The sequence below is a fragment of the Methylobacterium sp. Gmos3 genome (genome assembly GCF_056430985.1).
In genome coordinates, this window is sequence record NZ_JBWJYL010000008.1 from 78608 (window position 1) to 92535 (window position 13928).

The window sequence follows — 13928 nt, forward strand, 5'->3', positions numbered from 1 at the left end:
CGGGCCGCCGATTATGGTGAAAACCGGGCTACGATGTTGCTGGATTGCATCGCCGTGACAGCGCTCACGGCAATGTCGCGATGACCCGCGCGGCGGCCTCGAATTCGGCCCGGCGCACCGCGAGCCGTGCCTCGGCCTCCTCGTCCCGGCCCCAGACATCGGCCTGATAGGTTTCGTCCACGTGCGCCGCCGTCCAGGCCTCCTCCGGATCGAGCCGCCCGTGCAGGACGGCGAGGGCGAGGATGAGCGAGCCGGACAGGGTCGTCAGCGTGTGCAGGGCCGCGAGCTTGAACGGGTCGCGCACCCGGCGCACCGCTGCGGACAGCGCCTCCACCGCCTGAGGCGGCTGCGCGACGTGCATCACGCCCTCGCTGAGGATGATCCGGGCGCCGAATGCCTCGTAGGCCCATTCCAGAACCGGATCCCACGCCTGTCCCTGCGCGGTCACGAGCCGGTCCGGTTCGGCGGCGCGATAGGCGAGGAGGTCGGTCTGGGCGTAGGCGCAGAGATCGTCGGCCACGGCATCGAGGCGGTGCGTCACCCCGTCGATCGCCGTGTTGGCGAGCCGGGTGAGGGGCATCATCGCCGGATCGATCTGCGTCTCCTGCGCACCCCATTCCGCCGCGACGGCCTCGGCCAGCGCCTGCGAGGGCAGCATCAGGGGGTTGCGGGCCGGGGTGTTGGCGGACCGCCCGTCGAGGGTCAGGCGGAAGCCGCCCTCGGCCGGGGCTAAGCCGGCTTCCTTATAGAACCGGCGGGGGAGGGCGGGTTTGGCACCCGACCGTGCGGCCCGCATTGGATCGGGCCGGGCCTCGTCGCCCGGTTCGCCGAGCCAGTCTCGCGTCACGTCGCTCATGGGCGTGCACATAGGCGTTTCACCGCCCGCGCGCGAGGGGGTTCAGGCGAGGCCGAGCAGGGGTTCCAGCGCGGCGGCGCTCTCCACCACCGTCACCGCCCCGGCGCGAAGCAGGGTGCCCGGCGCGTGGTAGCCCCAGGCGACCCCGATGGGCGCGACGCCCGCCGCCACCGCCATGCCGATGTCGTAGGTCGTGTCGCCGATCATCACCGTGCCGTCGGGGCCGGTGCCGGCGTCCTTCATGGCCTGATGCAGCATGGCGGGATCGGGCTTCGAGGGCGCGTCGTCCGCCGTCTGCGTCGTGACGAAGCGGCCCTCCCAGCCGTAGTGCTCGATCAGCCGGTCCACGCCCCGGCGCGACTTGCCCGTCGCGATGCCGAGCATCACCCCCGGATTCGCCTGAAGCCGGTCGAGCAGGTCGGCCATGCCGGGAAACAGCGGCTCCTCGTAATCGGGGTCCAGGCGCAGGCGGTTGTAGGCGAGCTTGTAGGCTTCTGAGAGTTCGGCCACCGGCCCGTCCTCGCCGACGAGGCGGCGAAACGCCTGCGGCAGTGACAGCCCGACCACCGACAGGGCGATGCGCCGCTCCGGCGCGGGCAGGCCGACTTCGGCGAAGGCGACGCCCTGCGCGGCGACGATCAGGTGCTGGCTGTCGACGAGGGTGCCGTCCACGTCGAAGACGACGAGCCTCATCGGCAGCCCCATCTCATGGCTTGCGGACCGGCGCCGGCGCGGGGGCGGGCGCCTGCTGCTGCTGCGGATGGCGGGTGCGCTCGTAGCCGAGGCGGCAGCGAATGAGGAAACGGCGGCGCTTGCCGCCGCGCAGGCCGCGCTGGTGCGAGGCCCGGTTGCAGGCGGCGTAGGAGCGCCGCCGCTTGTCGCGTCCGACGGATACAGCCGCTCCGGCGGGCCGCGCCTCGGCGCGGGCGGCGGGCGCTTCCGCCTTCGGGGCCTCCGCCTTCGGAGCTTCCGGCTTGGCCGCCGGCTTCTGCGGGGCTGATGCGCCATCGCCCTGCGCGGCGTGCGCGAGGGGCGCCGTCAGGCACAGGGCGGCGAGGCAGGCCAAAGTCGCGAGCTTCATGTCCCAGGGTCTCGACCGTCGGATGTCCCGGCAGGCAGGCGCGCGGCCGAGCACAGCAGCATATGAGGCAGGCGGCGCGGTTGCCAAGGCTTGGCCGCCCGCCGGAGGGATGCGGGCGCGTTCAATCTTCGGGCGCGTCGACCACCGGATCGTAGCGGCCGGCATCGAAGCCGAGCAGATTCCAGCTCTGCAACATGTGCTGCGGCAGCGGCGCGCTCACGTCCACCGGCTTCCCGGTGCGCGGATGCGGGATCACGATCCGGCGCGCCAGGAGGTGCAGGCGGTTCTGGATGCCGCCGGGCAGCTCCCAGTTTTCGACCGAGAAGTATTTCGGATCGCCGACGATGGGATGGCCGATATGGGCCGCGTGGGCGCGCAACTGGTGCGTGCGCCCCGTGACCGGCTTGAACGACAGCCAGGACAGCTTCTGCGCCACCTGATCGACCGTGGCGTAGTAGGTGAGCGCGTGGCTCGCACCCTCATCGCCGTGCTTGGCGATCCGCATCCGCGCGTCGGCATCGGTGGGCTCGTCCTTGGCGAGATAGGTCGACACCCGGCCCTGCTTGACGCGCGGCACCCCGGCGCAGAGCGCCCAGTAGATCTTGCGGGCGTTGCGCGAGCGGAAGCTCTTGGCCAGGGTCGAGGCGGCGAGCCGCGTCTTCGCGATGATGAGGCAGCCCGCCGTGTCCTTGTCGAGCCGGTGGACGAGGCGGGGCTTCTGCCCATCCGGTCCGATCAGCGATTCGAGAAGGCCATCGACGTGGCGGACGGTGCCCGAACCGCCCTGCACGGCGAGGCCGAAGGGCTTGTTCAGCACCATCATCTCCGCATCCTCATAGAGGATGAGGCTCTTCAGGAAGGCGGCATCGTCCGAATCGCGAGCGGCGCTGCGCGGGCGGTCGTTCGGCTGGTCGAGGCGCAGCGGCGGCACGCGCACGCTCATCCCCGGCTCAAGCCGGTCGTTCGGCTTCGCGCGCTTGCCATCGACGCGCAGCTCGCCCTTGCGGACGATGCTCTGAACGCGGGTAAAGGGCAGTTGCGGGAACCGCACCGTGAGGAAGCGGTCGATGCGCATCCCGGCCTCGTCCGCCTCCACCGTCAGCGTCTGCACGCCGGAGGCGAGGGTCGCCGAGGCTTCGGCGCGCTGCTCCCGCTTGCTCGGGCCGGGGGGAGGGGCCACGGGCTCGGGCTTCGGTTTGGGCTTACGCGGCTCGCGCGGCTCCGGCGCAGCCGCTGGGATCCACGGCGAGCGCTCGCTCGAATCGTCGCCACGGGCGCGGGCGGCGCGCTCGGCGGCATCGTGGGCGCTGGTGCGCGGGCCGGTGCGGGCGCGGTTGGCGCCGAAGGGCGGCTTGCGGCCCGGCCGTCCATCGGGGCGGCCAGTGCCGCCGGAAGGGCCGCCGCGGCGGGGAGGTCGTGTGGTCATGATCTTCCTGGAATGCCCGCCGCATAGCATCGCTGGCCGCACCCGGCAAAGCCTTCGCCCGGGATAGCACCCTCGCGCGCGTTGACGCCGGCCCGCCCCGTCGCCTAGCTTGGCCGTGACGGTTCCCCTTCCGGGGATCAAAAGGGAACGCGGTGAGGGGCAACCCGAAGCCGCGGCTGCCCCCGCAACTGTAAGCGGCGAGCTTTTCCACCATTCACGTCACTGGGCCAGTCCGCCCGGGAAGACGGTGGAACGGCGACGACCCGTGAGCCAGGAGACCTGCCTTCAGCCGTGGTCACACGCGAAACGCGCCGGGCGGGGTGTCCTGGCGGGTGTCGACGCAGCGCCTTCAGCGGCGCTGCCGAGGCCTCGTTCGCGGTGACGTGCCACAGCAGCGCGCCCGCGTCCGCCATGCCCGCATTCCAGCCATCCGCCAAGGTTCTGCCCAAGCCTTCGCGACAGGCTAGACATGTAATGTTGTTACATTGCATTTGGGGTGAGGCCGGCATCCGCCGCGCCGGAGTCCGTCCATCGATGTCCGTTTCCCGTTCCAGACGCCGCCTCTTGGCTCTTGTCGCCCCCCTCGCCATCGTGTCCCCCGCCTCGGCGCAGGAGGCCGTGACCCTCGATCAATTGTCCGTCGAAGGGGAGGGCGAGGTGAGCCTCACCCGCGCCTCGCCCACCGGCCTCAACCTGCGCACCCCGGACCGCACGGCGAGCCGACTTGGCCTGACGCCCCTCGAAACGCCGGCCAGCGTCGATATCGTCTCCGGCGAAACCGCGCGGCTGCGCGGCCAGGACACCATCGCCGAGGCGGTGACACAGGACGCCACCGGCATCACCACCATCGCCTCGCCCGGCAACGGCAACGGCGCCTTCACCAGCCGGGGCTTTGCCGGGCCGAACTCGATCCAGCAGCTTTATGACGGCACGCGCTTCTACGTCGGCGCCGGCACGGTGACGTTCCCGTTCGATACGTGGAACGTCGAGCGCATCGAGGTTCTGCGCGGCCCGTCCTCCGTGCTCTACGGCGATGGGGCCATCGGCGGCATCATCAACGTCGTGCCGAAGAAGCCGACCTTCGTGCCCATCAACACCGCGCGGGCGGTGGTCGGCTCGGACGGGATCGCCCGGCTCGCCCTCGATTCGGGCGGCGGCATCGCGCAGGCCGAATACGGCGACACCTTCGCCTACCGGCTCAACGTCAGCGGCAACCGGGCGGATGGCTGGCTCAATCAGGCGGGTGACTTCCGCAACCTCGCGGTGTCGGCGGCCCTGCTGTTCCGGCCGAGCCCCGACCTCGCCATCACCCTCTCGCACGACCTCGGCTATCAGGAGCCGATGCGCTACTGGGGCACCCCGCTGGTCGAGGGCCGGATCCCGGATCTGATCCGGTTCAACAACTACAACGTCCGCGATCCGAAGATCACCTGGGCCGACAACTGGACCGCGCTGAAGACCGAATGGTCGCCCACCGCCGACATCACCATCCGCAACACGGCCTACAGGCTCACGAGCCGTCGCCACTGGCTGGATGTCGAGCAATACGCGTTCAACCGGGGCACCGGCCTCGTCGACCGCTCCGATTACCTGGAAATCTACCACAATCAGGAGCAGGTCGGTAACCGCCTGGACGCCACGTTCCGGGGCGCCCTGTTCGGGCGGCCGAACGATTTCTCGGCGGGCTTCGATGTGAACCACATCGACTTCCGGCACACGAACAACTTCTACTTCGACCAGACCACGAGCGTGCCCCTCACCGGCTACGATCCCGGCCTGTTCCCGCAGAACGGCCGGGCGATCCCGGCCTATGCCACGCAGACCAATCAGGCCTCGTTCTTCGCCGAGGACAGGCTGGTCCTCACCGACAAGCTGTCGTTCCTGACCGGCGCGCGCCTCGACCTGCCGACGCTGCACCGAGAGGACCTCCAGACCGGCGCGCAGTTCGACCGCAGCTTCCAGGCGCTCGGCTACCGGTTCGGCCTCGTCTACAACCCGACCCCCGACAGCGCCCTCTACGCGCAATACAGCTACGCCACCGATCCGGTGGGGAGCCTCATCACGCTGTCGCAGTCGCTCGCCGGCTTCAAGCTCGCGACCGGCGACCAGATCGAGGTCGGCGCCAAGGGGCTGGCCTTCGACGGCGCCCTCGAATGGACGCTTGCCGGCTACCGCATCGTGAAGGACAACCTGATCTCGCGCCTGCCCGGCTCGTCGGCGGTCGGCGTGCAGGTGGGGAGCCAATCCTCGCAGGGCGTCGAGCTGGCGCTGGGCTGGCGGTTCACGCCGGGCTGGCGGCTCGACGGCAACCTCGCCCTCCTGCACGCGCAATACGACAGCTTCACCCAGGTGGTGAACGGCGCGGCCGTCTCCTATGCCGGGAGGCAGCCCATCGACGTGCCGGAGCGGGTGGCGAACCTGTGGCTCACCTGGGAGCCGACACGCGACTGGGCCGTGCGCGTCGGCCTTCAGAACGTGGGCGAGGTCTTCAGCGACTTCGGCAACACGGCCCGGCGCCCCGGCTACAACCTCGTGAACCTCGTCCTCGACCGGCAGGTCACGGCGGACTCGCGCCTGTCGCTGCGGGTCTACAACCTGTTCGACAAGGTCTACGCCATCAGCGGCAACGCCGTGGACGGTGTCGGCACCAACTGGCTGCTCGGCCGCCCGCGCTCCGTCGAGGTCGCCTACACGGTGAGCTGGTGAGGGCCTTCGGCAAACGCGCCAAGCGCTGGCTGATCCTGGGCCATCGCTGGCTTGGGATCGGCACGGCCCTGCTCTTCGCCCTGTGGATCGGCTCAGGGCTGGTGATGCTCTACATGCCGTTCCCGCGCCTCGACGAGGCGGAACGGCTCGCCCGCCTCGCGCCCCTCGATTGGGACAGGGTGAAGCTCGGCCCCGACGCCGCCCTCGCGCTGGTGAGGGCGACGGAAATCCGGCTGGAAATGCGCGGCGACAGGCCGGTCTATCGCCTCGCTGCCCCCGATGGAGGGCGCGTCACCGTCTCGGCCGAGACGGGCGAGCGGTTGGGGGCCATCGGCCCGGATGAAGCCGCGTCCATCGCGGGCGGCGGGGAGGTCGAGCGGGTGTGGCGCGACCAGTGGACGGTCACGGCGCGGTACGATCCCCTGCGCCCGTTCCTGAAGGTGGCCGCCGACGATGCGGCGGGCACCGAAATTTACGTCTCCGAACCGACTGGCGAGATCGCCCTCGTCACCACGCGCTGGCAGCGCGGATGGAACTGGGTCGGGTCGGTGGTTCACTGGGTCTACCTCACGCCGCTGCGCGCCCGGCCGGAGACGTGGCGGCAGGTGGTGCTCTGGCTCTCCGGTGCGGCGAGCGTCACGGCGCTCACCGGCCTCGCCATCGGGATCTGGCGGATGCGCCTGCGGCGGCGCTATCGCGGTGGCGCGGTGAGCCCCTATCGCGGCCTCGCCCTCTGGCACCACGCCTTCGGCCTCGTCGGCGGAATCGGCCTCGTCGGCTTCATCGTGAGTGGCTGGCTCTCGATGAACCCGAACCGCTGGTTCTCCTCGCTGTCCGTGCCGGACGCGGTGCAGGTCGCCTATGCCGGCACACCCGGCGGCATTGGTCTCTCGGCCGACGATTTGCGGCGGATCGCGGGGGCGGGAGCCAGAGCGTTGCGGGTCGCTGCCATCGGCGGGCGCTGGTTCGTCATCCGTGATGGTGTCGCCGCCGGTTTGGATGACGCCGCCATCGTCGCGGCCGCATCCGTACACGGTGGAAGGCTCGTCTCGGCCGAGCGGATCACCGCCTACGATGCCTATTGGTATCCCCACGGCGACGCTCGCCCGCTGCCGATCCTGCGCCTCGTCTACGACGACCCGGCCGCGACATGGCTCCACATCGACCCGCGCGACGGCGCGATGCTGAACCGGCTCGATCGCTCGGGCCGGGTGAACCGCTGGCTGTTCGATGCACCGCACCGGCTCGACCTGCCGGGCCTGACCCTGCGCCCCTCGGGCCGCGAAGCGACGCAATGGCTGCTGAATCTGTTCGCGATGGGCATCGCGGCGACCAGCGTCGTCGCCGGCTGGCGGCGGCTCGTCAGAACCGCGCGGTGAGGAACAGGCGCACGTTGCGGCCGGGCAGCAGGATCTCGTCCTTCTTGAACGAGGCCGCATTGCGGATATCCGCGTCGAGGAGGTTGCGCCCTTGCAGGCCGAGGGTGACGGAAGTCGCACCGTAGACCTTCGGATCGAGGGGCGCGGTGTAGCTCACCTCGGCGCGCAGATCGTCGTAGCCGGCGGTCGGTGTCTCGAACGCGGCGATGCGGCGTTGGTCGAAGGCGTGGAGCAGGTTCACCCGCGCGAACCACCCATCCGCCCGCACATAGACGCCGCCGCCGACGCGGTAGGGCGGGATGCGCGGCACGTTGGTGCCGTCGTCGAACTGCGCGCGCACGGCATCGAACTGCGCCTCCACACCGGCGAACCCGTCGCCGATCGGCAGGATGTCGTACTGGCCGATGATCTCGGCGCCGTAGAACGTCGCGTTCTGCTGCTGGTAGACGATCTGGCGATTGTCGGTGCCCGTACCGCAGGAGGCGAAGTCGTCGTCGCAGAACACGCCCGTGTAGTTGCGGTAGATGAAGCCCGTGTAGCGTGTGTAGTAGCCGGTGGCGTCGAGGCGCAGCGGGCCGACCGCGCGGCGGATGCTCGCCTCGATGGTGCGGGCGCGCTCGCGCTTCAGGTTCGGGTTGCCGATCTCGAACGTCGCCGTGGCGTCGTGCGGCCCCTGCGAGAACAATTCGTAGCCGCTCGGGCCGCGCTCGACATAGGAGCCGGTCAGGCTCGCCACGAAGTCCAAGGGCAGATCCTGGAGGGCGCCGACGCTCACGCTCTTCGGCGCGAAGCGCCGGGTGCGCGCGTATTGCAGCGGGTCTTCGCCGTTCACGGGGAGATAATCGCCGGGGAACTGCGCCGCCGTGCCGGAGATGCGATCGACCTCGTAGCGGCCCGCCGCCTGCAGCCGCGTGCCGGGCCGCAATTCCAGTTCCTCGAACAGGTACACCGCGTTGGCGCGGGATTCCGTCTTCGGCAGGAAGGCTTCGAGGGCGGTGTTGATGACCCGCCGGTCGGACTGGAAGCCGAGCGCGCCGGTCAGCTTGCCGATCTCGGTGAAGACGGGAACGTGCTGGAATTCGAGCCGAGCCTCGGCCTCGCGGTTCTTGAAGGTGGCCTGAATTCCCTCGATCCCGTCCCCGCCGATCCCGATCTCGTTGTGCTTGTAGACCGAGTAGCCCGCCCAGTAGCGGATGACCTCGATGGGGCCGTCCAGCGGGCGATACTCGCCCCGGCTGAGGATACGGTCCTGGTTCGGGGTGAGGCGGGTGCGGTCCTGCTCCGCGACGCCGCCGGGGATGGCGTAGATCGCATCGTAATGGCTGAACGAGATGCCGGCGAACCCTCGGTCGCCGATGGCCGAGATGCCGAAGGCCCCACCCTGCGATTCGTTGTAGGAGTTTCGCTGGATGCCGCCGGGGATGGCATAACTGTCGGCGGCGGTCTTGAACCCGTCCGCGTGCACGGCGATGCCGTCGCCGCCCGCATCGACCGTTGCGGCGCCGAGCCGCCCGTTGTCGACCGTCGAATAGCCGCTCGTCACCTGCCCCTGCACGCCGTTCGCCGGGATGAAGGTCGGCACGCGGTTGTTGTCGGCCGAGACGACACCGCCGATGGCGCCCGATCCGTAGCGTAGGGTCGCCGGACCCCGGATCACCTCGATCCGGTCGGACACCAGCGGGTTCACGGGCACCGCGTGGTCCTCGCCGAGGTCCGACACGCCGCCATTGACGATGCCGTTCTCCTGGATGCGCACCCGCGCATTGTCGAGGCCCCGGATGATCGGGCGAGAGGCGGCGCCGGGGGCGTAAGTCGTGCCGGAAATGCCCGGCCGGTCGAATAGCGCGTCGCCCAACGTGCGCGGTTGGTCCCGCTGGATCTGCTGCTGCGTGACCACCGTGACCGGCGAGAACGTGTCCGTCGCCACCGGCAGAATGCCGATGGGGAAGGTCGCGTCGCCCGTGACGGCGGCGCGGCTCGGTTGGACCGGCGTCGGGCTGGTGACGCTGATCTGGTCCAGGGTGACGGCGCTCTGACCCAGGGCAGGCCCGGTGCCGAGCAGCGCGGCGCAGGCGAGGGCAGGGACGACGGAATGGCGCGGCGCAGACATAGAGACTCACAACGTGTTATAACGTTTCAATGCCGCGCCACACGTTGTCCCCGCAAGGCCGCTTCGGGGACGTGGCGTAAATGGCTGTGAAACGTTACACAGTTGCAACAGATTTGCTGTGCCTGTGGCGCTTACGGCGCCAGCGCGTCGGCCTCGTCCTCGCCTTCGATTTCGGCGTCGATCTCCGTCGCCTGTCCTGCCGCGCCCGCCGCTTCGGCGAGGCCCTTCGCGGCCTTGCGCAGCAGCTTGCGCAGGCGGCGGCGGTCGCCCTTGTCGAGATGGTCGAGCAGTTCCGCCTCGACCTCTTCCTGGATCGCCTCGATGGCCTGGGCCTTGACGAGGCCCACCTCGGTCAAGCGCACCCGAACCACGCGGCCATCGCCGGCCTCGGCACGGCGCTCGACGATGCCGAGGGCCGCGAGGCGCGTGACGGTCTTGGAGGCCGTGGGCGGGCGCACCCGCAGGAGGGCGGCGAGATCGCCCATCGTCATGGTGCCGGCGGCGGCGAGCACCTGAACCACCTGCTCCTGGCCCGCGAACAGGCCGATCTTGGCCAGCCGGTCGCCGGTCCGCGCCCGATGGAGGCGCGCCGCCTGGACCAGCGCCCAGCCGACGCTGCGCGACCCCGGAGGGCGCAGTTTCTTCGAATCCGGATCGAACACGGCACCTTCCGTATCCGCCTCGCGGTCGGGCTTGGCCTTCTCGCCCGCGAGCGAGGCTGCGTCGGACCCGGCGACAAGCACCGGAAGATCGTAGACCTGCACCTTCGATTCCCGTTCTTCTGCCAGCCCGTGGCTCTTGGCGGAAAACCGGTGACGATGGGATGACAGAGCGGCGGCGCGTTCGCCGGTCAGCAATGCATGAGGTGGCGGAGCCGCTGCAGGATATCCTCGCCGCTGCATGGCCGGGCAATGAATTCCGCGTGCTGCGGCATCCGGTCGGGATCGGGCGCGGCGCGTCCCGAGACGATGAGAATCGGCAATTGCGGGCGCGCCTCGGCGACGGAGCTGGCGAGGTCGAACCCGTCCGTCTTGCCCGAGAGCTGCACGTCGGTGACGAGGCCGCAGATGTCCGGGCGCGTCTGGAGAATGCTCAGGGCGCGCTCGGCCGAGGCGCACTGGATGGTATCGTAGCCGCCTTCCTCGAGCACGTCGCCGAGGTCCATGATGGTCAACGCCTCATCCTCGACGAGGAGGATCACCGGCCGGTCGTCCACTACCGTCTGCTCACTCGTCACGTCATGCTCCTCCCCGCCGCCAACCCTCCGGCGCAGCCGGTTCGCGGCCTCCCCGGCCGTAAGCCCAACGGGACAAACGCCCTGTAGTTGCAGGCCCGAGGCACCTCTCGCGTACGAGATCAGCGATTTTCGCGCACGGTCTCAACCACGGCCGCGATCAGCCGGTCGAGATCGGCCTCGGCGATGGTGAGGGCGGGCGTCAGGTAGAGGATGTCGCCGAACGGGCGCACCCAGACGCCCCGCGCCAGCAGCCGTTCCTTGAGGGCGGCGAGGTCCGGCGCTTGCGCGAATTGCACGCATCCGATGGCGCCGAGCACCCGCACATCCGCCACCCCCGGCTTGCCCCTCAGGTCCGCGAGCCCCGCCGCGAGGCGCGCGCCGATGGCGCGGGCCTGGGGAAGGCGCGGCTCCTGCTCGAACAGGTCGAGGCTGGCATTGGCGGCGGCGCAGGCCAGCGGGTTCGCCATGAAGGTCGGGCCGTGCATCAGCGCCGCCGCCGGGTCGTCGGACCAGAAGGCCTCGAAGATCCCGGAGCGCGCCACCGTGGCGGCGAGCGCCATGGTGCCGCCGGTCAGCGCCTTCGACAGGCAGAGGATGTCGGGCACGATGCCGGCCTGCTCGCAGGCGAACAGGGTGCCCGTGCGGCCGAACCCGGTGAAGATCTCGTCCGCGATGAGCGGCAGTCCGTGCCGGGCCGCGAGCCGGGCGATGGTCGCCAGTACCTCGGGCGGATGCATCAGCATCCCGCCCGCCCCCTGCACCAGCGGCTCCACGATCACCGCCGCGAGGGTATCGCGGTGCCGGGCCAGCGCGGCATCGAGAGCGTCTGTCTGGTCGGCGGTGCGCGGCAGGTCACAAAAGATCTGCTCGGGCAGGTACGCGCCGAAGCGGCGGTGCATCCCCTCGTCGGGATCGCAGACCGACATCGCCCCCATCGTGTCGCCGTGGTAGCCGCCCCGGAAGGCGAGCACCCGGGTACGGCCGGCAACCCCCCGGTTCAGCCAGTATTGCGCGGCCATCTTCAGCGCGACCTCGACGGCCACCGAGCCCGAATCGCTGAAGAAGACGTGGTTCAGATCGCCCGGCAGCAGGGCGGCGAGGCGGGCGGCGAGCCGTTCGGCCGGCGCATGGGTCAGACCGCCGAACATCACGTGGGGCATGGCGGCGAGCTGGCGCGACACCGCCTCGGCAATGTGCGGGTGGTTGTAGCCGTGCACCGCCGTCCACCACGAGGCGATGCCGTCCACCAGTTCCCGCCCGTCGGCGAGGCGGATGCGCGTGCCCTCGGTCGCCACCGCTTCCAGCGGCGGGGCGGCGTGCTTCATCTGGGTGTAGGGGCGCCAGAGATGCGTGGTCATGGGCGGGGGATGGACAGAGCCGCCGCCGGGGTCAACCGCCGGAGCCTTGACGCCACCCCGCCGCCCTGGCTTCTCGCCCCCATGAACAGCCTCGATGCCTTCGCGCAGGACAAGCTCGCCGCGCTCGAAGCCGGCGCCCTGCGTCGGCGGCTCACGATCACCGGGCGCGGGCCAGAGGCCGCCGCCGCGCGGGGAGGGCGGGCGCTCGTCTCGTTCTCGTGCAACGATTATCTCGGCCTGTCGCACCATCCCCGTGTCATCGCGGCGGCGCAGGCGGCTTTGGGGGCGCATGGCGCCGGGGCGGGGGGCTCGCGCCTCGTCACCGGCAACCACGCGGTGCTCGCCGCCCTCGAAGCCCGGCTCGCGGCGCACAAGGGCAAGGACGCGGCCCTCGTCTTCGGCAGCGGCTACCTCGCCAATCTCGGCATCACCCCGGCCCTCGCGGGCAGGGGCGATCTGGTCCTTCTCGATGAACTCTCCCATGCCTGCATGTGGGCGGGGGCGCGGCTCTCTGGCGCGACGGTGCTCACCTTCCGCCACAACGACGTCGCCGACCTCGCGGCGATTCTGCGCGCCCAGCGGGCCGCCCACGGACGGGCGCTGATCCTGACCGAGCGCGTCTTCTCCATGGATGGCGACCGGGCGCCGATGCAGGACATCCTCGCCGTGGGACGGGACCACGAGGCCTGGACCCTGGTGGACGATGCGCACGGCCTCGGCATGGTCGAGGACGGCCCGCGTGCCCCCCTCGAAATGGGCACGCTGTCGAAGTCGCTCGGCTCCTATGGCGGCTATCTCTGCGCCTCGCAGCCGGTGATCGACCTGTTGACCAGCCGCGCCCGCAGTTTCGTCTACACGACGGGCCTGCCCCCCGCCTCGGCGGCGGCGGCGCTGGAAGCCCTGGCGATCCTCGAAGAGGAGCCGGAGCGCGGCGCCAGGCCGATCCTGCTCGCCCGCCGCTTCACCACCCGGCTCGGCCTGCCCGAGGCCGAGAGCGCCGTGGTGCCGGTTCTCGTCGGCGACGCGCAGAAGGCCCTCGACCTGTCGGCGAAGCTCGAAGCGGAGGGCTTCCTCGTGGTGGCGATCCGCCCACCGACGGTGCCCGCCGGCACGGCGCGGCTGCGGGTGGCCTTCTCGGCGGCGCACAGCGAATCGCAGGTCGACGCCCTCGCGGAGGCGGTGGCGCGGTTCACCACCGGTTGAGCCCGGCTTCGCGAGGCGCTACGCGAGGCACCAACCAGAGAGAGGAAACGAACCCCATGGACGCCACGACCCTGCGCAGCCTCCAGGCCCCCCTCAAGGACCAGTATCGCAACGCCCCGGATTCGGCCGTCATCACCCTGAAGGCGAAGGGCACGCTGGACGACAGCAGCATCGCCTGCAAGGTCGAGACCGGCCGCGCCCTGGCCGTGGCCGGTCTGCACCCGGCGACCGGCGGATCCGGCGCCGAACTCTGCTCCGGCGACATGCTGCTCGAAGCCCTCGTCGCCTGCGCGGGCGTGACGGTGAAGGCCGTGGCCACCGCCCTCGAAATCCCCCTGCGCGCGGGCACCGTCTCGGCCGAGGGCGATCTCGATTTCCGGGGCACGCTCGGCGTCGACAAGGAGGCCCCGGTCGGCTTCCGCGATATCCGCCTGTCCTTCACCCTCGACACCGACGCCTCGGAGGAGAAGCTGGCGCAGCTCCTGAAGCTCACCGAGCGCTACTGCGTCGTGTTCCAGACCCTGAACCACAAGCCGGCCCTGTCGGTGGCGCTCACCACCGCCTGAGGAGGT

Annotated in this window: 12 protein-coding genes and 1 riboswitch; of the genes, 4 read left to right on the forward strand and 8 right to left on the reverse strand. The window is 70.5% G+C overall.

Annotated elements, in window-relative coordinates; all coding sequences use genetic code 11:
* Nucleotides 1–64: 64 nt before the first annotated feature.
* From ACS5Q7_RS17590 to ACS5Q7_RS17605, 4 genes are all read right to left on the reverse strand, one after another.
* A complete protein-coding gene (locus ACS5Q7_RS17590) occupies nt 65–856 on the reverse strand; it encodes an ATP12 family chaperone protein (RefSeq protein WP_478340571.1) in 792 nt (263 codons plus the stop codon).
* Nucleotides 857–898: 42 nt separating this feature from the next.
* Entirely contained in the window at nt 899–1549 is a 651-nt protein-coding gene (locus tag ACS5Q7_RS17595; protein WP_478340572.1) for an HAD-IA family hydrolase, read from the reverse strand.
* 13 nt (nt 1550–1562) lie between these two features.
* A complete protein-coding gene (locus ACS5Q7_RS17600) occupies nt 1563–1937 on the reverse strand; it encodes a hypothetical protein (protein WP_478340573.1) in 375 nt (124 codons plus the stop codon).
* Nucleotides 1938–2058: 121 nt separating this feature from the next.
* Nucleotides 2059–3363, reverse strand: a complete 1305-nt coding sequence (locus ACS5Q7_RS17605) for an RluA family pseudouridine synthase (protein ID WP_478340574.1) — start codon at nt 3361–3363, stop codon at nt 2059–2061.
* A 102-nt stretch (nt 3364–3465) separates the two neighbouring features.
* A riboswitch (cobalamin riboswitch) is annotated at nt 3466–3664 on the forward strand.
* Between the two features lie 233 nt (nt 3665–3897).
* On the opposite strand from ACS5Q7_RS17605, the gene ACS5Q7_RS17610 reads away from it, so the two are divergent.
* On the forward strand, nt 3898–6069 hold the full coding sequence (locus ACS5Q7_RS17610; protein WP_478340575.1) for a TonB-dependent receptor: 2172 nt from the start codon (nt 3898–3900) through the stop codon (nt 6067–6069).
* Nucleotides 6066–7448: a PepSY domain-containing protein gene (locus tag ACS5Q7_RS17615; protein ID WP_478340576.1), complete on the forward strand. Its 1383-nt coding sequence runs from the start codon at nt 6066–6068 to the stop codon at nt 7446–7448. Before ACS5Q7_RS17610 ends, ACS5Q7_RS17615 begins: the two co-directional genes overlap by 4 nt.
* On the opposite strand, the gene ACS5Q7_RS17620 is transcribed toward ACS5Q7_RS17615, so the two are convergent.
* The 4 genes from ACS5Q7_RS17620 to ACS5Q7_RS17635 form a co-directional block, all read right to left on the reverse strand.
* On the reverse strand, nt 7432–9558 hold the full coding sequence (locus tag ACS5Q7_RS17620; RefSeq protein WP_478340577.1) for a TonB-dependent receptor: 2127 nt from the start codon (nt 9556–9558) through the stop codon (nt 7432–7434). The genes ACS5Q7_RS17615 and ACS5Q7_RS17620 overlap by 17 nt on opposite strands.
* A gap of 131 nt (nt 9559–9689) precedes the next feature.
* Nucleotides 9690–10220, reverse strand: coding sequence for a MarR family winged helix-turn-helix transcriptional regulator (locus ACS5Q7_RS17625; protein WP_478340820.1), 531 nt, complete (start codon nt 10218–10220; stop codon nt 9690–9692).
* Between the two features lie 188 nt (nt 10221–10408).
* The gene (locus ACS5Q7_RS17630; protein ID WP_478340578.1) at nt 10409–10795 is read right to left on the reverse strand and encodes a response regulator; all 387 of its coding nucleotides are present in this window, start codon (nt 10793–10795) and stop codon (nt 10409–10411) included.
* A 119-nt stretch (nt 10796–10914) separates the two neighbouring features.
* The gene (locus ACS5Q7_RS17635) at nt 10915–12153 is read right to left on the reverse strand and encodes an adenosylmethionine--8-amino-7-oxononanoate transaminase (protein WP_478340579.1); all 1239 of its coding nucleotides are present in this window, start codon (nt 12151–12153) and stop codon (nt 10915–10917) included.
* Nucleotides 12154–12234: 81 nt separating this feature from the next.
* On the opposite strand from ACS5Q7_RS17635, the gene ACS5Q7_RS17640 reads away from it, so the two are divergent.
* Both ACS5Q7_RS17640 and ACS5Q7_RS17645 read left to right on the forward strand, forming a co-directional pair.
* Entirely contained in the window at nt 12235–13356 is a 1122-nt protein-coding gene (locus ACS5Q7_RS17640; RefSeq protein WP_478340580.1) for an aminotransferase class I/II-fold pyridoxal phosphate-dependent enzyme, read from the forward strand.
* 56 nt (nt 13357–13412) lie between these two features.
* Complete coding sequence (locus ACS5Q7_RS17645; RefSeq protein ID WP_342163321.1) at nt 13413–13922, forward strand: OsmC family protein; 510 nt, start codon at nt 13413–13415, stop codon at nt 13920–13922.
* The last annotated feature ends 6 nt before the right edge of the window (nt 13923–13928 follow it).

Coding starts and splice junctions, on each gene's coding strand:
- ACS5Q7_RS17590 (WP_478340571.1), bottom strand. CDS start 856: ATGAGCGACGTGACGCGAGACTGGCTCGGCGAACCGGGCGACGAGGCC.
- ACS5Q7_RS17595 (WP_478340572.1), bottom strand. CDS start 1,549: ATGAGGCTCGTCGTCTTCGACGTGGACGGCACCCTCGTCGACAGCCAG.
- ACS5Q7_RS17600 (WP_478340573.1), bottom strand. CDS start 1,937: ATGAAGCTCGCGACTTTGGCCTGCCTCGCCGCCCTGTGCCTGACGGCG.
- ACS5Q7_RS17605 (WP_478340574.1), bottom strand. CDS start 3,363: ATGACCACACGACCTCCCCGCCGCGGCGGCCCTTCCGGCGGCACTGGC.
- ACS5Q7_RS17610 (WP_478340575.1), top strand. CDS start 3,898: ATGTCCGTTTCCCGTTCCAGACGCCGCCTCTTGGCTCTTGTCGCCCCC.
- ACS5Q7_RS17620 (WP_478340577.1), bottom strand. CDS start 9,558: ATGTCTGCGCCGCGCCATTCCGTCGTCCCTGCCCTCGCCTGCGCCGCG.
- ACS5Q7_RS17635 (WP_478340579.1), bottom strand. CDS start 12,153: ATGACCACGCATCTCTGGCGCCCCTACACCCAGATGAAGCACGCCGCC.
- ACS5Q7_RS17640 (WP_478340580.1), top strand. CDS start 12,235: ATGAACAGCCTCGATGCCTTCGCGCAGGACAAGCTCGCCGCGCTCGAA.
- ACS5Q7_RS17645 (WP_342163321.1), top strand. CDS start 13,413: ATGGACGCCACGACCCTGCGCAGCCTCCAGGCCCCCCTCAAGGACCAG.